19 protein-coding genes are annotated in these 19,683 nt (G+C 58.4%); 14 read left to right on the forward strand and 5 right to left on the reverse strand.

Annotated elements, in window-relative coordinates; all coding sequences use genetic code 11:
- Window positions 1–128 precede the first annotated feature (128 nt).
- From EAH84_RS16590 to EAH84_RS07330, 4 genes are all read left to right on the forward strand, one after another.
- Window positions 129–671, forward strand: a complete 543-nt coding sequence (locus tag EAH84_RS16590; RefSeq protein WP_338326031.1) for a DUF805 domain-containing protein — start codon at window positions 129–131, stop codon at window positions 669–671.
- A gap of 2 nt (window positions 672–673) precedes the next feature.
- Window positions 674–934: a hypothetical protein gene (locus EAH84_RS07320; protein WP_140869952.1), complete on the forward strand. Its 261-nt coding sequence runs from the start codon at window positions 674–676 to the stop codon at window positions 932–934.
- 80 nt (window positions 935–1,014) lie between these two features.
- On the forward strand, window positions 1,015–1,386 hold the full coding sequence (locus tag EAH84_RS07325) for a hypothetical protein (protein ID WP_140869955.1): 372 nt from the start codon (window positions 1,015–1,017) through the stop codon (window positions 1,384–1,386).
- Between the two features lie 161 nt (window positions 1,387–1,547).
- A complete protein-coding gene (locus EAH84_RS07330; protein ID WP_140869958.1) occupies window positions 1,548–1,931 on the forward strand; it encodes a hypothetical protein in 384 nt (127 codons plus the stop codon).
- A 25-nt stretch (window positions 1,932–1,956) separates the two neighbouring features.
- Here EAH84_RS07330 and EAH84_RS07335 read toward each other — a convergent pair whose 3' ends face one another.
- Window positions 1,957–2,625 carry a hypothetical protein gene (locus EAH84_RS07335; RefSeq protein WP_140869961.1) on the reverse strand — a complete coding sequence of 223 codons (669 nt, stop codon included), beginning with the start codon at window positions 2,623–2,625 and terminating at the stop codon, window positions 1,957–1,959.
- A gap of 305 nt (window positions 2,626–2,930) precedes the next feature.
- Between EAH84_RS07335 and EAH84_RS07340 the strand changes: the two genes are divergently transcribed.
- The 4 genes from EAH84_RS07340 (at window position 2,931) to EAH84_RS07355 (ending at window position 7,192) form a co-directional block, all read left to right on the forward strand.
- Window positions 2,931–3,314 (forward strand): hypothetical protein, encoded by a 384-nt coding sequence (locus EAH84_RS07340; RefSeq protein ID WP_140869964.1) that lies wholly within the window; start codon window positions 2,931–2,933, stop codon window positions 3,312–3,314.
- Between the two features lie 403 nt (window positions 3,315–3,717).
- Complete coding sequence (locus EAH84_RS07345) at window positions 3,718–5,355, forward strand: AAA family ATPase (RefSeq protein ID WP_140869967.1); 1,638 nt, start codon at window positions 3,718–3,720, stop codon at window positions 5,353–5,355.
- 272 nt (window positions 5,356–5,627) lie between these two features.
- A complete protein-coding gene (locus EAH84_RS07350; protein WP_140869970.1) occupies window positions 5,628–6,782 on the forward strand; it encodes a site-specific integrase in 1,155 nt (384 codons plus the stop codon).
- An 80-nt stretch (window positions 6,783–6,862) separates the two neighbouring features.
- A complete protein-coding gene (locus tag EAH84_RS07355; protein ID WP_140869973.1) occupies window positions 6,863–7,192 on the forward strand; it encodes a hypothetical protein in 330 nt (109 codons plus the stop codon).
- Window positions 7,193–7,942: 750 nt separating this feature from the next.
- Here EAH84_RS07355 and EAH84_RS07360 read toward each other — a convergent pair.
- Window positions 7,943–9,778 carry a hypothetical protein gene (locus tag EAH84_RS07360; RefSeq protein WP_140869976.1) on the reverse strand — a complete coding sequence of 612 codons (1,836 nt, stop codon included), beginning with the start codon at window positions 9,776–9,778 and terminating at the stop codon, window positions 7,943–7,945.
- A gap of 259 nt (window positions 9,779–10,037) precedes the next feature.
- Here EAH84_RS07360 and EAH84_RS07365 point away from each other — a divergent pair, with 259 nt between their 5' ends.
- On the forward strand, window positions 10,038–10,622 hold the full coding sequence (locus tag EAH84_RS07365; protein ID WP_140869979.1) for an HD domain-containing protein: 585 nt from the start codon (window positions 10,038–10,040) through the stop codon (window positions 10,620–10,622).
- Window positions 10,623–10,644: 22 nt separating this feature from the next.
- Here the strand turns inward: EAH84_RS07365 and EAH84_RS07370 are convergent, their stop codons facing one another.
- Window positions 10,645–10,794 carry a hypothetical protein gene (locus EAH84_RS07370; RefSeq protein ID WP_241656499.1) on the reverse strand — a complete coding sequence of 50 codons (150 nt, stop codon included), beginning with the start codon at window positions 10,792–10,794 and terminating at the stop codon, window positions 10,645–10,647.
- Between the two features lie 163 nt (window positions 10,795–10,957).
- Here EAH84_RS07370 and EAH84_RS07375 point away from each other — a divergent pair, with 163 nt between their 5' ends.
- The gene (locus tag EAH84_RS07375) at window positions 10,958–11,308 is read left to right on the forward strand and encodes a hypothetical protein (protein WP_140869984.1); all 351 of its coding nucleotides are present in this window, start codon (window positions 10,958–10,960) and stop codon (window positions 11,306–11,308) included.
- A 210-nt stretch (window positions 11,309–11,518) separates the two neighbouring features.
- Here the strand turns inward: EAH84_RS07375 and EAH84_RS07380 are convergent, their stop codons facing one another.
- Window positions 11,519–13,111 carry an alpha/beta hydrolase family protein gene (locus EAH84_RS07380; protein WP_140869987.1) on the reverse strand — a complete coding sequence of 531 codons (1,593 nt, stop codon included), beginning with the start codon at window positions 13,109–13,111 and terminating at the stop codon, window positions 11,519–11,521.
- 488 nt (window positions 13,112–13,599) lie between these two features.
- Here EAH84_RS07380 and EAH84_RS07385 point away from each other — a divergent pair, with 488 nt between their 5' ends.
- The 4 genes from EAH84_RS07385 (at window position 13,600) to EAH84_RS07400 (ending at window position 19,073) form a co-directional block, all read left to right on the forward strand.
- Window positions 13,600–14,397 (forward strand): AraC family transcriptional regulator, encoded by a 798-nt coding sequence (locus tag EAH84_RS07385; RefSeq protein ID WP_161978359.1) that lies wholly within the window; start codon window positions 13,600–13,602, stop codon window positions 14,395–14,397.
- A gap of 154 nt (window positions 14,398–14,551) precedes the next feature.
- Entirely contained in the window at window positions 14,552–16,477 is a 1,926-nt protein-coding gene (locus EAH84_RS07390; protein ID WP_140869991.1) for a beta strand repeat-containing protein, read from the forward strand.
- Between the two features lie 138 nt (window positions 16,478–16,615).
- Window positions 16,616–16,834 (forward strand): FG-GAP repeat protein, encoded by a 219-nt coding sequence (locus tag EAH84_RS16610; RefSeq protein WP_161978360.1) that lies wholly within the window; start codon window positions 16,616–16,618, stop codon window positions 16,832–16,834.
- Window positions 16,743–19,073, forward strand: a complete 2,331-nt coding sequence (locus EAH84_RS07400; RefSeq protein WP_140869997.1) for an FG-GAP-like repeat-containing protein — start codon at window positions 16,743–16,745, stop codon at window positions 19,071–19,073. Before EAH84_RS16610 ends, EAH84_RS07400 begins: the two co-directional genes overlap by 92 nt.
- A gap of 345 nt (window positions 19,074–19,418) precedes the next feature.
- Here the strand turns inward: EAH84_RS07400 and EAH84_RS07405 are convergent.
- Window positions 19,419–19,683: IS3 family transposase (locus tag EAH84_RS07405; RefSeq protein ID WP_140869999.1), on the reverse strand; the 265-nt coding region annotated here is incomplete at its 5' end.

Genomic DNA, 19,683 nt, shown 5'->3' on the forward strand with positions numbered 1-19,683 from the left:
AGTGTGGCCGATCGGACCACGGACTATGAATCCCATTTTATCTGGCATTGGCCCTTGACGTCGGTAACTTGAACCGTCGGCGATGGCCTCAACGCGCCCACGTTCGGGCATCACCACGGGAGAAGAACATGATCGACCAAGCTACACTGAAGAGCATCGAGGATCTGCACCGCCTCAAAACCGATGGTATAATCAGCGAGGATGAGTTCGAGCGCTCGAAGGAAAAGCTCTTGTTCGGTGGACGACAGTCAACCCCGACCGCCAGCCCCGGTGCCGCTATCGCATCAATGTTCGGCGCGCCGCCGGAACACCTTCCTGCAATGGATGACTATCTCGGCTGGCTTACGCTTCCGCTCAAGCGATATGCGGATTTTCAAGGCCGTTCGACAAGAAGGGAGTTTTGGATGTTTCATCTGCTCCCCGTCGCAATCGTGATCTTGGCGATCATGCTGCAGGGGGCTTCTATGGTCCTGGCCGCAATCGCCCTGTTAGCGATGGCGGTGCCGCTGTTGGCAGTGCAAATCCGTCGATTTCACGATCAGGATCGATCGGGTTGGTTCGTCGCCATCAATCTTATCCCTTACCTTGGAAGCCTCATCGTCCTCGTCATGCTGGCATTGCCGGGCACAGCAGGCGAAAACCGGTTCGGACCCGATCCCAAGGCAGGCTGACCGTGGCACAGATCATCGGCATCCTGTTGATGGCAGCGCTGGCCGTCTTCGCGCTGAAACTGGCGTTCATCTTCGTGCTCATCGTCGGGGTCATCTTCCGCACGAAGGAGACGCTCTGGCTAATCGCCGTCCTCGGCATGCTGGCGCTTCTGCGTAACTACCCCGCCATCAGCTACACGGTGATTGCGATCATCGTCATCGTCGCAATCGCCCAAGCGGGCAAGGACGACACCAAGCTGCTGACCGACGACACCGAAACCTAAAACTCTCATCCTTACCACCCCGACAAAGGGCGCTCACGGTTCATTCCGCGGGCGCCCTTTGTCGTTTCTGGAGAAGTACAATGCTCGTTATTGACAGCACGATCGCCATGGCACGCGCCATGGAACGACCGATCGACGACGACCTCAAACGGCTGCTGACGCTTCGACGTGATCAACTGACGCACAATACCGACGACGATCTCGGCACGCTGGCGTTGTTCATCGTCGTTGCGCCGGGTGATAGCCTATCCACGATTGAAGCAAGGGCAGGCTACCCCGTGATCACCACCGGGGCAGTCGAGTGGGTCCAGCAGCACGGGCACTGGTTCGAGGCAGTCGCGATCCTGAGCGATGACGGCTTCGCAACGGTGCTCCTCGTGCAGGACGAATACGGGATCGATCCTCAGCTGCTGGCCTGCCTGCGAGCTGAAGTGGCCTACTCAAAGAGGTGAACGGGGGGCGGCAACGATCCGCAGGGCGGGTCAGCTGCACGATTACGGCAATCCCGACGACCTCCCGTCACCACGTTTCTCGAAGACCCTCATCACCGACACCCGCGTCCAGGCATCCCGCCTCGGACGCTTTTCTCGTGCTTGTAAAAAAGGAACAAACCATGAACTACATATTTGACCTCGCTAGTCTGCAACGTTTGATCGCGCTCGACATCGACCCGAGGCTGAGCTTGCTCCTCGCCGCCCGCCGCGAGATCGTCGCTGCCGGTCATACCGAGTACCTGATCATCCAACCCGGAGACATGGAAGCAGACGTCGTCCGGCACGTCGGCTTCTCTCCCTTGGTCAACCCGCTGGACGGGGCCCGCTATCCGGACGCCGCATTCCACCCGCACTGGGACTGGCTCGCTGACCTCGGTGGCTGGTTTGAGTTGATCCAGACATTTGGCAGCAGCTTTGCCTACGTGTTGCTCATCCAAAACGCGCATGGGACGGAGCCAGAATTCCTAAACATGTGCAGACAACACGCAACAAACTACCCGTAAGCGAAAGATTGTGACAATTCACCTGTCATTTTTTCTTGGACTCGGATTCATTCGCATCCCACCAACTCATATCTATATCAGAACCCGAGATCCTTTTGAACGGTCCAAATTCCTCATCCAAAAAAGCTATTTCTTTTTCAACTTTTGCGACCTGTTGCTTAGCTTTTATCAAACTTTCATGGTCGTTCGGACTGAGATCCTGAAATCTATATAATCGAATATTAGAGTTCAGTCTAAATAACTGGTTTGATAGGCTTTTGTGAGTCCTGTCTGCCTTTCTCTTAAGTCTATCAGTTTCGCTTTCCAATGGAACAACTGCACGACAGTCTATGAGTAGTTTGCAGATCCTTTGGGCATCGTCCGATCGGTAAAGTGAGCCGTCGATAGTAAAATCTCCATCCTTCGATATACGTGACTTGCTCATATTGTTACTCAATCCATCCTGATCAACCAGACGAGATATCTCAAGAGCTACATCCAAAAAATCGTAGGCATAGTCAGAGAGTTGAGCGGGGTTTTCGTCTGTAATTAGCATTCTGTGTAGCCACGCCTCTAGCTTAAATATGCGACGTTGGATGGTTGTTGGCGGCAAGCCAGATTCTGCACCGGCACGCTCAGCATTCTCGAATGCGGCGAAAGTGATAAACGCGTCCACCCAGATGAGGCGGGCGCTGTCAGGGAATCGCTTCGTCATAACATTCCTTCAACTGGCGAACACCGCTTGGCGTCGGATAGGCAGGCGGTCGGTGTCTGGGCGGTGTTGAATATCATGGAGGTGGCCTCGCCGCGTTTGGGTCACATCATGTCAGGGCTTCTCCCCGTCCGACCGTCGCCCTGCAAATTTCTGCTTTTGGCGTGACAGGCCGAGTGACCTCGGTTTAGCTGTTTAACACCAGCAGACGCGCTGGCACGTAGAACAGCAAGGCCGTTCATTCGGAGCGGCGGTCGTTTCGATGTGATCGACTAAATAAAACTCTCAAAAAAACAAAGGTAAACGACATGAAATTTGTTAGCGTTCCAGCACTTCAAAAAGGAGCGACAATCGTAGAATTTGCGTTCTCAAAAAAGCAGAATACGACAAGTCTCGAAACGGCGGAGCTAATTGGCATTGTTGCGGCATATATCAGTAGAGGATATTACACCGCTGAAATCGAAGAGCGTCTCGGCGATGTACTCGGTCCAGAAATAGCATCGAATGCGAAAGAAATATTTCAAATGTTCGAGGACTGGAACGGGCGTGGCCTTTGGACGCAAGGGGCAGCGCTTGAGGACATAGCATTTACTGATGACAAGCTCAAAAAAATGTATCCCCATGTGTGCATGGATATGCGCCGACCGGCGGACGTAGACGACATTCACGAACGTCAGTTCGTCCCCCTCTGATCCGCTATAAACCAAAAGAGGATGCGACTTAAAGAGTTGCATCGAAACACCGTTCAGGATCAGCTCGTGCATCGTTGGCCTCTGCAGGCCACGAAGGCTCCTAGCAAGAACAGGCAGCACGAGAAGCTCAAGACCGAAAAAGCCAACTGTACCGCCGCCGTTGCTCGACCACGGGCGACGGTGGCGGATCACCCGTGGGCGCAGACAATCTGGCGGCAAAAGCGGCGGGTCGCGTCCATCTCGATCGAATGCGTGCCGATGCCCGCGACGCCGGTCGGCAATTTAGGAGGAACACTATGACACCACGTAATATCGAAGATTTGTATCGAAAGGTGGGCGCTATTCTTGTCCGAGACACCATGCCCAACAGCCGCTTCAATAATCCCTTCAGAGAGGCAATCTCATGACGCTTCACTCAGTCGTCGAACCCCGGAAGTTCGCCGGTCCGATTGTTTCAGGCACCATTTCCGAACCCATTTTGCGGGCGGATATTGTTACACCCGAACCCACTGAAATCGTGGCATCCGGTCATGCGAACGGTGTCATCAACGCTGCGTCCGACCCGACTGTGCCGAGCGACGCGGATATCGCAGGACCAAATCCCGCCGCCGACGCTGCGCCGCTTGCCTCCGATCGATGGGATGAGTTCGGTTTCGCTTCCTCTGCCCATCTGGGCACATACCGGGTGCCCGCTGCCGTCGTAGTTTTCGAAACGCACGATCAAGCCGGGCGGTCCCAACTCAGCCGTTTTCTGGCGGATATGGAGATGCCGCCGCGTCTGATCGTTAAGCTCGGCGAGCTGGAACAGCTGTTTTACCGTCTCAGCGACCCCGCTCTGGCCACAACGTTGGCGCGCAGCGTTCCTGAGCATGTTCGCTTCGTCGGACCGACTGACCAAGTAGAATTGCCCAGCGAAGCCGATTGGCAGCTCCCGGAGCAATGCGCGCAGTCGATCGACGATCTCTCCAGGCTGACAGCGGTCGAGGTTAGTCGTGTGGCCAAGGCGGAAACGGTCGCAATTGACGTTGCCATGACCACCAATCCGCTCACCTGTTACAGCTTGCGTGGCGAGTCCCAGGCGTTCCGCGAACAGGCGATTGAGGCGACGCCGCTGCTGGGTGACCTTTGCCTCAACGGGCAGGTGACAGTTTGGTTCGCCGCGCCGAACGCCGGAAAAACCTTGATCGCACTCAACCTGCTCATTGAAGCGGTGAGGGCTGGCCGAATTGCAGGGCACAACGCCTACTATGTCAACGCCGATGACGGCAGCGAGGGCATGGCGACCAAGATGGAGTTGATGGATGATCTGGGCGTCCACACCCTCTCGCCCGGCTTCCGCGAATTCAAGGCCAATCTGCTCGTCCCCAAGCTAATCCAGATGGCGGAACGGGACGAGGCGCGAGGCGTGTTCGTGCTGGTTGATACCGCCAAGAAGTTCACGTCCCTTATGGATAAGAAGTTGGCGTCTGCCTATGGCGACGCGTGTCGGCAGGTAGCTATGCGCGGTGGCGCGGTGCTGAACCTCGCTCACGTCAACAAGGCTCCCAAGCCTGACGGGACACCGCAGTTCGCAGGCACCACCGATCTGGTCGACGACGCCGACGCGGCTTACATGCTGTCGCCCGTGGAAGAGGCAGGCAAGCCCGGCGAGAAGATCGTCGAGTTTCGCAATTTCAAACGACGCGGCGATAATGCGCAGTCCGCTGCGTTCGGCTACGCCGCAGAGGACGGGGTCGGTTACGTCGAACGACTGTCATCGGTTCGCCCGATCGATCTCGACACCCTTGATAATTTCAAGCGGGTCGAGATCCAACGAGTCGATGAGGACGTCGTCGCGATCATCGCCGCCTGCATCGCCGACGGGCACAACACCAAGATGGTTCTCGGGAAGGAGGCCGCCGATCGTGGCGGAATAACCGGACGGGAAGCGTATCGCATCATCGAGCGCTACACAGGCGACGATCCCCTCCAACACCGCTGGCAGTTCACGACAAAAGCGCGGGGAGCCAAGGTTTTCGCGCTGCTACCGCCGCCGGGCTGATCACCGAAAGCCAGCTTTTCAGGATTTCAGCTTTTCAGGATTTCGGTCTCGACGTGCGTGGTGCAGTGACTGCAGAACTGCGAACCTGAAAACCTGCGAGCCTGCTCCAGCAACGGTGCGGTGAGCAGCCGGACCCCGGCTTAAACTGTCCCTCTCCGGCCCGCTGGGGCCTCACCCGACGCCAACCCGACCCGTTCCCTGTCACCACCCTCGGTGTCGGCGCGCCTCGTCGTGCGCCTCCAGTCCATCCAACATAAATCAAGGAAATCATCATGCCCAAGCTCAAGCTCGATAACAGCAATGCACTCCTCGCTCAGTGCGACGAGGGCAAACGCAAAACCGATTACTGGGACACCCACATTCGCGGTCTCGTCCTCGAAGCCCGTTCAACCGGCGGCAAGACCTTCTACCTGCGTTATCAGGACAAGGGCGATCGGCAGCGTCAGCACAAAATCTGCGCCTATGGCGATCTATCGGTCGCAGAGGTCCGTAAGGAAGCACAGCGGCTGCGATCCGAGATCGTGCTGGGTGGCGATCCCGCCGTCGAGAAGGCCGATGTTAAGGCGGTGCCCACGTACGGCGAGTTTGCTGTTCGGCATCTCGCTCACGCCAAGACGTACCAGCGCAGCTACGACACGACCGAAATGTACATGCGGCGTCACATCCTGCCGCGCTGGGGCAAGCAGCGGGTGACCGCGATCACGAAAGCCGAGGTCGCCCAGTGGCTCGCCGAGAAGACCGGGGAGGGGTTGGCGCTGGCGACGGTCGAGAAAATCCGCGTCATCTTCGGGCGCTCGTTCTCGCTGGCGATCGAGTGGGAGGTGCCCGGCGTCACCCGCGACCCCACGGTCGGGATCAAGCGCCCTCCGATCAACAATGCGCGTAATCGCTATCTCAACCCGGCGGAGGCGAAGCGCTTGCGGGAGGCGGTGGCGCGATCCCGGAACACGCAACTGAAGTATATCGTCGGACTGCTGCTCCTGACGGGCGCGCGAGTGTCGGAGCTGCTGAATGCCGAGTGGAGACATATCGACCTGGAAGGACAGGCATGGCTGATCCCCACATCGAAGACGGGAAAGCCGCGGCACGTGCCACTGTCCGGGGCAGCGATTGACCTGCTGGGTCAGGTGCCGCGGTTTGGGAGCTGTCCATATCTCCTGCCCAATCCCGCGACGTTGAAGCCGTTCACCGAGATCAAGCACGCATGGCAGGCGGCACGGGACCGGGCGGTGTTGCCAGGTCTTCGCATTCACGACCTGCGGCACTCTGCGGCGTCGTTCATGATCAACGCCGGGGTCGACCTGTTCGCGGTCGGCAGAGTGCTTGGGCACGCCGATCACAAGAGCACCATGCGGTACAGTCATCTCGCCAACGACACGCTGCTCGCTGCCGTCGAGGCCGGGGCTGCCAAGCAAGTATCGGTTTAACTCACACCCCGCTCCGCGCGCTGGCTTCGGCTGGTTCGCGGGCGGGGCAATTTCCACCATTTTTTTCGAAGGAACGCCAAATGATTTCCGCCAAAGACATCGTTGTCGATGTAACCCCGCTGCCCGCAACCGCCATGCTCGCCACCGATGCGCCGCGGCACGATGTGGACGCAAAATTTCAACGGTTACGTCAGCTAAAAGAAGGTTTTCCGACCGAGATCAACAAACATGATCGTGTCCTGATTCTAATATCAGCCTGCGTTGATGAGGGCTTCGTGACCGGTCCGCGAATTACCGGCGCGATTGCACAACTTGGGTTCAATCGCCAACATGCCGGTATCATGCTGCAGGAAGGATGTGGACAGCGATGGATCAAAGATGAAAAGGGAAATTTCCTAAACCTGCTCTGACGATGCCTTACGTGCAATCCAGCTGTGACAGATAGCTCGTTTCAGCTGCTCGCCCAAGCAGCGACAGCGATCACTGCGGCGTGCGGTTCATTTGGGTGTACATGCCGACCCCACAGCGCGTTTCCTGCGGCTGCTGGATATCGGCTATACCCCAAGTCCGCTTGGTAGGCCGTTGCCTAGCGTTGAAATCAAACAGCCCATTGCGGTCAGCGTCGCCGTCTCTAAATTGCGGAACGGAGCGAACCGCCCCGCCCGTCAACCTGGTCGCTCTCGCTTTGGCGGGCGGGTGCTCCCCTTCACCCGCGCAGCCGCCTCACCAGCATCTTCCAACCCTTCTCGTCGGCGGGGAAGAAGGTGGTTACAGTGGGCCGCTCTTCAGTGGGCCGGAGCGTTCCCGCCTTTGCGTTGCACGCGGTGCAGCGAAAGTGTTCGTAGGCGCTGTCTCCAAACCCATCGAACGATGTCGAGAAGCGATGCAGCCGGAACCATGTCGCTGCCTCCCAGGCGCTGACGATGCTCACACTGCGGGTTGGCGCACTCGATCCAGATATGCTGCCCGTGCCGGGCCAGACACCTGTACGTTTTTGCTCCCGCGGATCAAAACGGCAACGCCAGCTGCGCCTCATCGCGGCAGAGGAGGGGAGGGTCGTCTTGATGGTCGAAGATGATGCAGACCAGGGTCTCCGCCGCCGCCGATCCGCGGAGCCATTCGCCGCCAGTACGCCCCTTTCAATCGACTTTAAGGAGCGCCTAAATCCGCCGCGTCAGCCATCCAGACAAGCCTTGGCCACCTTTAGCGGCCTTCTCGTTCGCTTTTCTCGCAGCCTGCTTCAACTCTGCCCAGCCGGGGGCGAAATTGAGGGCGGCTTCGTATCTCTCCCTGGCTTCCCGCCAGCGACCTTGCGCCGCCAGCACGTCGCCCTGACCTTTCAGCGGGTCGGCCCAATGTGGGCCCTGGCGATGCGCCTTGGCGAACATCGCCGCCGCATTCCGCAAATTTCCTTGCCGCTGCTGCGCCACGCCCCAATGCAGGTAAGCGAAAGGAATGTCCGGAGCGAGAGCCACCGCCTGACGGTACAGACGGTCAGAGGCATTCCTGTTTCCGTTCGCCTCTTCCCCGTCGGCCTGCAGGGCGCGGCACCGGGAATCGTCCGCATGTTGGGAGAAAATAGCATTGGCCAAGCGCGTATTCCCCACCTCCGAAAAGGCCAGCGCGGCGTAGCAGTCGCCATCATCGAACTGGAATTGCAGCGCCTCGGAAGCGGACAACAGAGCATAAAACCGTCCCAAAGCCGTTGCGGCGGTTTGCGAGTCTCCCCGATCGAGGGCGTGCAGGCCAGCGATCCAAAAGCGCGTGGCCAAAAGCGCCGGATCATCATAGTAAGCAAGGCTGAGCCGCCGTTCCGCCGACGCCCAGTCATGGCGGTGCGCCTCCGAGTCGGCGAGCCCCGTAGCCGCCGAAGTCGAGGTTGTTCCAAATCCACCGGATTTGCGGGCGTTACATTCGTGGAACCGGATTTCGCCGGTCCAGTCCTCGACGGCCAAATAATAGTTGATCCAAGCGCGCCCGCAATCTTCGTTCGCATCGGCCCCCGGCACACGCGCCAATTGCTGACCGACCTTCCACCCCGCCTCCCAACCGTGCATCACCCTTTCATAAGCGCCTAGAGTGGCCCAGGCGGACCAATAAGTGGGATCGAGGGAGAGCGCCTCGCGAAGCTTGCGGATTGCTTCTCCTCTGTGGCCATTGTGACTGAGCGCGATGGCCATGCTGCTAAGGAGGGAAGGGCGCGCGTCCGGATCGGAGCGATCCAGCGCCGTCCGGGTAAATTGCTCGTTTTCAGGATATCTGTGATGCTGGTTCAGATACGCGGCGAACAGGCGCGGCTCGTACATGCCGTATGTGTATTCGCTGGCTTTGGTGACGAGCTTTGGCAAATCGTACCTCGGCCCGGTGAAGACTTGGGGTGGAATTCCGGTGCCGCGCACCGTCAAAGAAAGGGTATCGTCTGGATTGATCACCAGGGCGCCGGAAATATGGGTCTCGTGGCTGAGCGCGCTCCTCAAATTCCGGCTCAATTCGCTGACAGAAATACCGGTCTCGGGAACTTGAACGGTGACTTGATTGGTCCAAGCGTTGTCGATCTTTTGCTTGGACGCCGTCGTCCGAACGCCGTCTTGAATGGTGGCGAGACCGTCCTGCACCGCGCCCGCGATGAGGTGTCCGCTCAGCCCGGATGACGCGAGCGACGGCGGCGCGTCAAAAGATTCCACCACGACCCCCCGGGCGCGCACCGCGGAGAGGAAAATGCCGAGCACGCCTAATGCGAAGCAGATTCCAATGACGACGGTCAGCTGCTTGAGCAGCAACGACACGCGCTCGTTTCGCCATTTGACGTGTTCGCTTTCGCACTGAAGATAACGATAGCGGAAGTCCGCGTCGGCCAGGTTGGCGGGGTTTATCGCGAAACGAGGCGAATGGAACGAAACGAAACTTTCTCCCTCTACCTGCTCCCGGTTCGCGCCGGGCTCAGCGGAGTTTCTCCTGAAACGACGAAACAGCCGCCCGGAATGCTCGTCCCCCATCGCACCCCTCCAGCTTTTCGCATCGATGCATCCGACGAAAGCTATTCCATTTTTCACTCAAAATCTAGGCGCGATCCATTCGCTGATTCGACGCCTCTGGCTACGTTATGACCACAGCGTCCCGAACGGTTGCGAGGACAAATCTTAGCGCCGGATCGATTTCCAAAGACGGTGATGCTTTCAGCGGCTACGCTTCCGGGATGAGGAGCGGAGCGTCCGCCAATATCATCGAGCAGCTGACCGTCCAATGGGTATAGCGATGCTGACCGACCGTTTCGACGATGCGCTTTCCTACGCGAGCCGCCTCCATCGTGAGCAGCGGCGGAAAGGCACCGACATCCCCTACGTCGCGCACCTGCTGGGAGTCGCTTCGATCGCGCTGGAGAACGGCGCCGACGAGGATCAAGCCATCGCCGCCCTGTTGCACGACGCGGTTGAGGATCAGGGCGGGGAGCCGCAGCTGCAAGCGATCAGAGAGCGGTTCGGGGAGCGCGTCGCCGAAATGGTCGATCACTGCACCGACGCCGTCGTCGATCCCAAACCGGCGTGGCGTCCGCGCAAGGAGGCTTACATCGCGAGCCTTGCCCACAAGCCTGAAGCTTCGTTGCGGGTCAGCCTCGCGGACAAAACGCACAACGCTGGCGCGATCGTCGCCGATCTGGCTGTGCACGGGGAGGCGCTGTGGGATCGGTTCACCGGCGGTCGGGATGGGTCACTCTGGTACTACGAGGAACTGGCCAAAGCGTTCACCGATCGGATTCCAGGGCCGCCGACCGATCGCTTCGCCGCCTTGGTCGTCAGGATGCGCGCGGACAGCAACAAGCTTTTGCAGAAATCAAACTGACGGCGACCAGCATTCCCCGTGGTCAGAGCGTGATATTTCGCCGAGCCATTTCTGCGGCGGCTAAACGCGCGAGCGGGGTCTGCGGGTCGTCCGAGAAGATGTCGGCGAGGTCGAGCAGGTCGTCGTCCTTGAGAGCCAGTATCGAAGCCTCGATATCGGCGAGTCGATTCATTGTCCGCGCGTCGTGGAGGGCGTTTCGTTTGATCCGGGTTCTGAGCATTCCTGCGCAGTAGCAGCGCTGTCGCTGAAAGGGGAAGCAGCGAATGGCACGAATAATCGACGCGGACCTTCCAGCTCCGATCGAACCCAAATGATGCCGAGGGCGTTGGAGATGTATGCCGCACGCCAGCAACATCGTCCATTGTGATGGCCCGGACAGCCCACACGCCTTCGACATCATTCCGCTGCGGCCGAGAAACGGCAGCCTGGACGCTCGCTGCCCAATTTGTCACGGTCACGGCCAATGGAACACCGAGATCGATCTGGTCAGCTTTCGTTGCAAGCGTGCGATCTGCGATCACTGCTACGGCGCGGGCTGGGTCGAAACCGGGGATGATCCAATTGGGTTTCCCGACATCGTGACGACCCCGGAAGGGTATCCGAAGTGGATCGTTAGATATGTTGTCAAAAGCGATGTTGAAAGCTCGGACCCAAAATCCGCTCTCTTGGCCGTTCCCAAGCCCTGAACTCGACCAGCCCATTGCGGCCAGCGTCGCCCTCTCTAAATTGTGACACGGAGCGAACCGCCCCGCCCGTCATCTTGGTCGCTCTTGCTTTGGCGGGCGGGTGCTGTCCCGTTCACCCGCGCAGCCGCCTCACCAGCATCTTCCAGCCCTTTTCGTCGGCGGGAAGAAGGTGGTCACGGTGGGCTTCTCTTCGGTTAACGTCAGCCTCAATCATTCACGAGTTTGCTGCCCGTGGGTTTTTGCTGGACTGACGTGCGCAAGCTCGAGTCCTAGCGCCCAGCGGCGATGAAAACCCCGCCAGTACGTAGCGCTCGAACCAGTCGGCTTCGCCAATTGATCACCCGATACTTCGCCCTCGCTCAGAAGCCAGGTACCGTCGTCCGCGATGGGTGCAGGGACGTTCAGATAACCCGCCCGGTCGCTGATCCCCTTCAAATGTAGATCGAGAAAAGCGGTGATCATATGAGCGTTGATCGCCAGTATGCGGTCCTTACGCCACACCGGCTCATTAAACTTGTCGATGTAAAGGTAGTCGTCTGAGACCGACGCAGGTGCGGCATTCATCGCAATGTTGTGCCGTGCCTCGCGATAAGAGAGCAAATAGCGGTCCGACTGTGCCATTCGATCAAACAGCCAGTGTACCCCATTCGCGTAATCAGCGACATCGTCGCGATCCCCGTCGATTATCAGCGCCGGGGCAGAGATCTTACTCAGAGCCGCGGGCGACCACATCCGCGTTGCCGGCGATCCACCCCACGGCCCGAACAGGATGAGCGCCCTGAGGCCGGGCACGGGTTTGTCGTCGTCTTCAAGCGATCCTGCCATCATCGCTTTGGGGAGTTGTGCCATCAGCGACGATTTGGGATCATAGCCTGCCCCGGCCGTCGCGATCGCGCCGTAGCCGCCCATTGAATAACCAGCGAGAGCCAATTTATCGGCATCGATATGTTCAAACACACCTTTGTACGAAGAGGCTGTGCGTCGCCGGATCTCGGCAATGACGAAGCGCTGATCCGCGCTCCGATCGACCCAGACCTGCGTAAACGAGGCACGGCGCGATCCCGCAATTACCGGATCGACGTCGCCATGCTCAATAGCAACGACGACATATCCTTTAGACGCAAGGTTTTCGGCGAGATCACTGAAGCCAATCGCGCGATTGTTATAGCCGTGCGATAGTATCAGCAGCGGAAAATGCCCCACAGCAGGCTCGGCATTGCGGGCCGCCTTTCCGGGAAAACTGAGCCGCACAACCCGCTTCCTCTTGCGGTTGCCGAGGAAAGGCGCAGGCATCGTGTACGTAACCTGCTGCACGTCTTTTGCTGCGCTCACCGCAGGATACCATATCTCGATCGGCAGCTTCCGCGCGTGGTGTTTGAACCCGCCCACGCCATCAGGTTCCAGCACATCTGCGCGATCGGGATCAATCAGGATGATGGTCTGCGTGCCTACGGGCGATGCGCCACGTGCGGCCAGTTCGGGCGAGTCGACAGGCAGTTGACCTTCCACGTTGGACACCGCAAAAAACGACGCTCCCAGCAACAACGTGGCCCTGATCCACGGTCCCATCATTCCTCCAACCTCTTGCCTAAATTTTGCTTTTGCGTTGCTGCGCTGGCGAACATGTCTGCAGAACTGAAACAGCGCAACAGCGCCAATTTCATTTGGCCGCGGGCATGCGACCACCGCCGCCGCGATGCGTCCGCTTGTTTGGCGGTTGCCAAACGTTGAGCTCGAACAGCCTGTTGCGGGTAGACACCAAACCCGTCGAACGATGTCGCGAAGCGATGAAAGCGAAACCATGTCGCCGCCTCCCAGGCGCCGACGATGCCGTGATGCTCACACTGCGGGTTGGCGCACTCGATCCAGATATGCTGCCCGTGCCGGGCCAGACACCTGAACGTTTTTGCCCCCACGGATCAAAGCGGCAACGCCAGCTGCGCCTCATGGCGGCAGGGCAGCCGTCCCGTCCACGATCGGGCTCCCCTTCGTTCTGGCAATAGGCTGGGAGATTCAATTGACCGTTGACCCCGTCGAACGGGCGCGTCCCGGCGCAGTTTCACGCTTTAAATATCTAGACTTCCGCCAGAAAGCGTGAAACGCTCGGCTCCTTAATGCAATAACCCCAGGTGCGCCGTGTCCCGAAAGGGGGATCTATGGATCGAAGCCCTTCGTGTTCCCCGCCGCAGCTTGCACGGCCCGATGGTTGTCTTAGCGTAAACATCGTCCGCCCGAGCGACCACCTCCAAAGCTACGTCACCTTCTTTTATTTCGTGACAGCAAGTGAGGCATTGACGGATTTCCTGTATCCCGAGTGGGGTAACGTTCGCTTCTCGATCTCCGGGTCCTGGATGGTCAGGATGCCGGGGTATGAGGATGAGACGCCGCAGACCGCGGTGCTGTTCGGACCGACGGATCGTCACGGGGCGATCGACACCAAGGGAGGCCGAACGATTGGTTTCGGCCTGACCCCGATCGGCTGGCAAGCGGTTATCGGCGGCGATGCCGGAGCGATGGCAAACCGGGTCGTGCCGCTCGGCGACCGGCTCGGTATATCCGGGGAACAGCTTAGGGCGCACCTTATTCGGGATAAGGAAGATCAGGTGATCGTGGAGCGTCTCGAAGAGTTGCTGACCAGACGTTTGGCGTCGCGACCGCCGGTCAGCAAGGCAGTCCTAGCAACCGACCGCGCCCTGCGTATGCGGCCGCGCGATTTGGCGGCATTCGCAGCTGCTGCCGGGGTGTCGGCACGGACACTGCACCGATTGTGTCTGGGTGCCTTTGGCTTCCCGCCGAAGCGATTGATGCGCTTGCAACGATTTCTCGACACGCTGGGCCAGGTTAGGACGGCTGTAGGAAACTCGGTGCGAAACTCGATGGACGAAGCGTATTGCGACCAATCCCATTTCTATCGGGATTTCCGCGACTTCATGGCGATGACGCCGCGCGAATATTTCGGCGCGCCGAGACTGCTGATGGCGGCCGCTGCGGAAGCGCAGGTTCGTGCTGGCGTAACCCTGTCGTTCCGCCTGCCGCCGTCGCTGGTGGAAGAGGACAGCGCTCACGCCGTCACGGGCGCCGCTGCCTAAACACGTCTACGCCCCAAATTTTGGCGAACTTTTACAATATTCGCTCCCCTTCTCGGATTTAGACCTCCTTGCATAGCCGTCCCGGCGGGCGGTCCGGTGCCGCAATCCCGATTGTGAATTTGGGCAGGGCTCCGCACGAAGAGAGGTAACGATCATGGTTGCTCCTGGTTATTCCATCACTCCATTGAGTTTTACTGAGCCGGCGGCTGGCACAGCGACAGTCACTATAAGGGTGACGCGCGGAGATTCCACCAACGCAGAGTCTCTCGAACTCCAAATTATAACCAAAACAGGAGCGCCGCTGTTCGGAACGGCGGAAGATGTCGACTTCGATTTCACTGGGTATGCCAATCCAAATGGCGCGCACACGACATCCTATCAGTTCGCGGCAGGGGAGGCCTTCCATGATTTCACGTTCGGCGTCGTAGGCGGAGACGGACTCGAGGGAACGGAGACGTTCACCATAAAACTATTTGGGGGGACGAACGGCACCAATCTGAGTTTTACGGGAAACATCAACGACCCTGGTGGGCCCGTAGGCAGCCTGGCCATTGCTGCCCTCACCCAGAATGAGGGTAGCGGCGGCGGCACGACGGACTTCGCATTCACGGTAACGCGGTCGGGTAGCACCACCGGCGCGGCGAGCGCGACCTACACGATCGCCAACGGTACCACCGACGCGAACGATTTCGTGTTCGATGCGCAGCATCCACAAACCGGTACCGTCAACTTTGCCGCTGGCGCATCTACCGCCATGGTTCATGTTCCCATAGCGGCGGATAGCGTAGTGGAAGGCGACGAGACCTTCACCGTCACGCTGTCGAACGCGACAAACGCGACCATCGGCACCGCGCAGGGCACCGGCACCATATCCAATGACGATGCGGCGATCATGCCCGCGCCTGCGCCTGCACCTGCCCCCGCGCCGCCCCCGAACCCCAACGGCGTATATGTTCTGCAGGGATCGACCCCCGATACGGTGGCGGGCGGCGATGGCGATGATACCTACATTGTCCAGAACCCCCGCGTGACGATCGTAGAGAAGCCGGGCGAGGGCAACGATACCGTCTACACTTCGATCAGCTATGCGCTGGATGGTGGATCGTCGATCGAAACGCTATCGACGCAGGATCAGAAGGGAACCGACCCCATCAACCTCGTCGGCAACAGCTTTGCGCAATATGTGATCGGCAATTTCGCCAACAACGTGCTGAATGGCAATGGCGGCGCCGATACGCTGATCGGGCTAAAGGGCAACGACACCTATGCGATCGCCGATCCGAACGCGGTAATCATCGAGAATCCGGGGGAAGGCACCGATACGGTATACACCAGTGTCAGCTACGCGCTGCCCGGCAGCGCGGAGATTGAGGTGCTGTCGGTTGCCACACAACAGGGCACCGATAATCTGAATTTGATCGGCAACGGTTTCTCCCAGGCCATCATCGGCAATTTCGGCAACAACGTGCTGAACGGCAATGGCGGCATCGACACGCTGATCGGGCTAAAGGGCAACGACACCTATGTCGTCGGCAACGCGGCATCGGTCGTGATCGAGAATGCAGGTGAGGGGTTCGACACCGTCTATGCCAGCGTCAGCTATTCCCTGGCGAATGGCCAGTCGATCGAAGTGCTTTCCGCGCAGTCGCAGGGCGGCACCGAAGCGATCAACCTGACCGGCAACGAACTGGCACAGGCGGTGATCGGCAATAACGGTGCTAACGTCCTGAATGGTGGCGGCGGGGCGGATGCGCTTTACGGCCTGGGCGGCGACGACACCTTCGCCTTCACCACTGCACTCGGCAATGGCAACGTCGCTGCGATCGCGGACTTCGGCAACGGTGCGGACAAGATCGCGCTGTCGTCGTCGATCTTCGGCGGGATGGCAAGTGGTACGCTATCGGCGTCCAATTTCGTGATCGGCGCCGCGGCGACGACCGCGGAGCAGCACATCGTCTACAACCAGGCGACGGGGCAACTGTTCTACGACGCCGATGGCTCGGGTGCAGGCGCCGCCGTGCTGTTCGCCACCGTCGCGCCCGGCACGGTCATCACCGCCAATATGATCGCGGTCGTCTGACCGCTCTGTGGGTATACCGAAAGTCGCTCAACGCGGATTACATAAGCGCTACTCCGAACGAGGCTAGAGTTATTCAGGCTGGACATGCAATAGGTCGATAAGTAGATAGTAAGTCGGTTTTTGTGAATGGGGACCTCTATGGCCAACTTAGCAGAGTTCTATCAACCGAAGGTGGGAACGCTTTCGGCCTTCAATGCAGCCTTTGCAGGCTTCACTTGGACCGGCGATTTAAACGGTGACGGGTTTGACGATCTAATCGTAACCGGTGCCTCATATCCTCCAGGCCCAAATACCCCGCAAAGAGGCCAAGTATTTTTTGGTGACGGGTCGGGAAACTTGGTTTCCAGTCTCGTATAGCATTTTCCCATCACAAGCACTCCAAACTGTACACGCGCGTGATATTGTTGTTGGAGACTTCAATGAAGACGGGAAGATAGACGTCTTCATTGCATCGCACGGCTACGATGCGTCGCCCTTTCCAGGAGAGCAAAACAAACTATTTTTATCATCCGGAAATGTCTGGATAGATGCGTCCGGTAACTTACCCGCATTAACCGATTTTTCCCACAGCGCGGCAGTTGGGGATATTAATGGCGATGGCCATTTGGACATCTTTGTCGGAAATATATTTGGCTCTCAATTAATTTCACCTTACGCCCTAATAGGGGACGGAAAGGGAGGATTTCATAGAGATACTTCGATTGTAAACGCGGAGGCCGGGCAAGCGCTCGATATCAGAACAGACACCTATACATCGTCCTTGTTGATGGACGTCAATGGTGATGGGTTGTCGGATCTAATCCTGGGTGGAGCTGGTGGGTCATCAAGTCACGGCTCTTTTGTTTTTTTAAACAATGGGCACGGTTACACCAATGTATCTCCGATTTATATTCCGGCTGGATATTTCACCGATCAGAACCGAGTGGTTGTAGATATCGCGCATATTGATGTAAATAGGGATGGTAAACAGTATCTTGTATTCCTGTCAACGCAAGACAGTCCATTTTATGACGGTTGGGCTATCGATATCTATATCAATAAAGGAGATGGCAAATTCGAGTTAGATACCAATAACCATATCAGCGGAGCTGATGCGCATGGTGGCTTAATTAATAAAACGACGAGTGAACACTGGGCATCAGCAGTTACGATCAAGGACGTAAATCACGACGGTGCGTTGGATATAGTCGTGGGTGGATTTCAAGGCGGCCAGCCTAGCCTGGATACACCAGTCCTCTATCTGAACGATGGCAGGGGCGTGTTTTCGGCAATCAGACTGGCCGATTTCCCCAATCCGGAAAACCTACGATACCTAACGACAACAATAAGCTCAACAAACGGGGAATCATTGTTTTCAATTTACGCCAATTCGGGGCAATTAGGATTTAATGAAGACCTTGCTCTGAAACCCTTGGCATCAACAAATAGCGTCAAACTCGAAATCGTGGGAACAAATGGGGCAGATACATTATACGGTAATGATTCCGGTGCCACTCTCAGAGGACTCGCGGGGGATGATATTTATGTTATTAGCGCCAGCGGCGTAACCGTGGTCGAGGAGCCCGGTGCAGGAAACGACACTGTTTACACTTCGGTGAGCTACGCGCTTACGGGCGGCGCATCAATCGAGGTCCTGTCGGTTCAATCACAGCAGGGAACCGATCCGATCAACCTGGTTGGAAATGCCTTTGCCCAGTACGTCATCGGCAACCAGGGCGACAACGTTCTCAACGGCAACGGCGGTGCGGATACGCTGATCGGGCTGAAGGGCGACGACACGTACGCCATCGCCGACGGAAGCGCTGTCATCGTTGAGAATCCCGGCGAGGGTCGCGACACCGTCTATACGAGCGTGACCTACGCTCTAACCGGCACGGCCGAGATTGAGGTGTTGTCGGTCGCGACGCAGCAGGGCACTGAGAACATCAACTTGATCGGCAATGCCTTTGATCAATATATGATCGGCAACTTTGGCAACAACGTCATGAACGGCAACGGCGGCGTCGATACGTTGATCGGGTTGAAGGGAGATGACATTTTCCAAGTCGGTAACAGCGCTTCGATCGTGGTGGAGAACCCCGGTGAGGGGTACGATACCGTCTATGCCAATGTCAGCTACGCCCTCGCCGCAGGCCAGTCGATTGAGGTACTGTCGGCGCAGGTTCAAGGCGGCACCGAAGCGATCAACCTGACCGGCAACGACCAGGCGCAGTCGGTGATCGGCAACAACGGTGCCAATGTCCTCAACGGCGGCGGCGGAATGGACACGCTCTATGGCTTGGCGGGCGACGACACGTTCGCCTTCTCGACCAAGCCAGGTAGCGGAAATGTCGTGACGATCGCCGACTTCGGCAACGGCGCGGACAAGCTGGCGCTGTCGACCGGGGTGTTCGGCGGGATGGCGGTAGGCACGCTGTCAGCGTCCCACTTCGTCATCGGCGCCGCGGCGACGACCGCGGACCAGCATATCGTCTACAACCAGGCGACCGGGCAGCTGTTCTATGACGCCGATGGATCGGGCGCGGGTGCCGCCGTTCTGTTCGCCACCGTCGCGCCCGGCACGGTCATTACTGCCAACATGATCGCGGTCATTTGACCGCTCTGTGGGTATAGAGGAGGTCGCTGAAAGCGGATTTGCTGAGCCAAAGTGCTTTAGCTAGGAAACCGCAGCCGGGCGACCTCACGCGTGACTGGGAAGCGCGTGGGTCAAGCGTAATTCTGACGAGCGAATACCCCATAATCGGCGGAAAAGTAACGTTTATTCCCGTTGCGTCAGTAGCCTTCGTAATGCGGGGGTCACAGGTTCGAGTCCTGTAAGCGGCACCACTTCCGGTCAAAACCGCGAACTGCGGGACCGGCGCTGATGTCTCCTTTCGTGACCGCCGCTTCGAGCGCCGCTTTGGAGCCGGTGATATTCCCCCGGTTCGGCGGACACGCAGGGTTAGCCGGTCATGCTCCGCTCGGCTTGCTCGGGGGTTAGATATCCGAGGGCCGAGTGCATGCGGTGCCGGTTATAGTAGCCCTCGATGTATCCGAACAGCGCGTGCCGCGCTTCGGCCTGTGTCGCCCATCGGCACTGATGGACGAGTTCGACCTTGAGGGTGTGAAAGAAGCTCTCCATCGGGGCATTATCGTAGCAATTGCCGGTGCGGCTCATTGAGGGCGTCGCGCCGATCGCGGCCAAGTGATCGACATAGGCGCCGGCC

The organism is Sphingomonas oligophenolica, assembly GCF_006438955.1.
In the GTDB taxonomy this organism is placed as follows: domain Bacteria; phylum Pseudomonadota; class Alphaproteobacteria; order Sphingomonadales; family Sphingomonadaceae; genus Sphingomonas; species Sphingomonas oligophenolica_A.

Coding starts and splice junctions, on each gene's coding strand:
- EAH84_RS07325 (WP_140869955.1), top strand. CDS start 1,015: ATGCTCGTTATTGACAGCACGATCGCCATGGCACGCGCCATGGAACGA.
- EAH84_RS07370 (WP_241656499.1), bottom strand. CDS start 10,794: ATGAATCGACTCGCCGATATCGAGGCTTCGATACTGGCTCTCAAGGAC.
- EAH84_RS07365 (WP_140869979.1), top strand. CDS start 10,038: ATGCTGACCGACCGTTTCGACGATGCGCTTTCCTACGCGAGCCGCCTC.
- EAH84_RS07375 (WP_140869984.1), top strand. CDS start 10,958: ATGCCGCACGCCAGCAACATCGTCCATTGTGATGGCCCGGACAGCCCA.
- EAH84_RS07345 (WP_140869967.1), top strand. CDS start 3,718: ATGACGCTTCACTCAGTCGTCGAACCCCGGAAGTTCGCCGGTCCGATT.
- EAH84_RS16590 (WP_338326031.1), top strand. CDS start 129: ATGATCGACCAAGCTACACTGAAGAGCATCGAGGATCTGCACCGCCTC.
- EAH84_RS07350 (WP_140869970.1), top strand. CDS start 5,628: ATGCCCAAGCTCAAGCTCGATAACAGCAATGCACTCCTCGCTCAGTGC.
- EAH84_RS16610 (WP_161978360.1), top strand. CDS start 16,616: ATGGCCAACTTAGCAGAGTTCTATCAACCGAAGGTGGGAACGCTTTCG.
- EAH84_RS07335 (WP_140869961.1), bottom strand. CDS start 2,625: ATGACGAAGCGATTCCCTGACAGCGCCCGCCTCATCTGGGTGGACGCG.
- EAH84_RS07330 (WP_140869958.1), top strand. CDS start 1,548: ATGAACTACATATTTGACCTCGCTAGTCTGCAACGTTTGATCGCGCTC.
- EAH84_RS07360 (WP_140869976.1), bottom strand. CDS start 9,778: ATGGGGGACGAGCATTCCGGGCGGCTGTTTCGTCGTTTCAGGAGAAAC.
- EAH84_RS07380 (WP_140869987.1), bottom strand. CDS start 13,111: ATGGTTTCGCTTTCATCGCTTCGCGACATCGTTCGACGGGTTTGGTGT.
- EAH84_RS07355 (WP_140869973.1), top strand. CDS start 6,863: ATGATTTCCGCCAAAGACATCGTTGTCGATGTAACCCCGCTGCCCGCA.
- EAH84_RS07390 (WP_140869991.1), top strand. CDS start 14,552: ATGGTTGCTCCTGGTTATTCCATCACTCCATTGAGTTTTACTGAGCCG.
- EAH84_RS07340 (WP_140869964.1), top strand. CDS start 2,931: ATGAAATTTGTTAGCGTTCCAGCACTTCAAAAAGGAGCGACAATCGTA.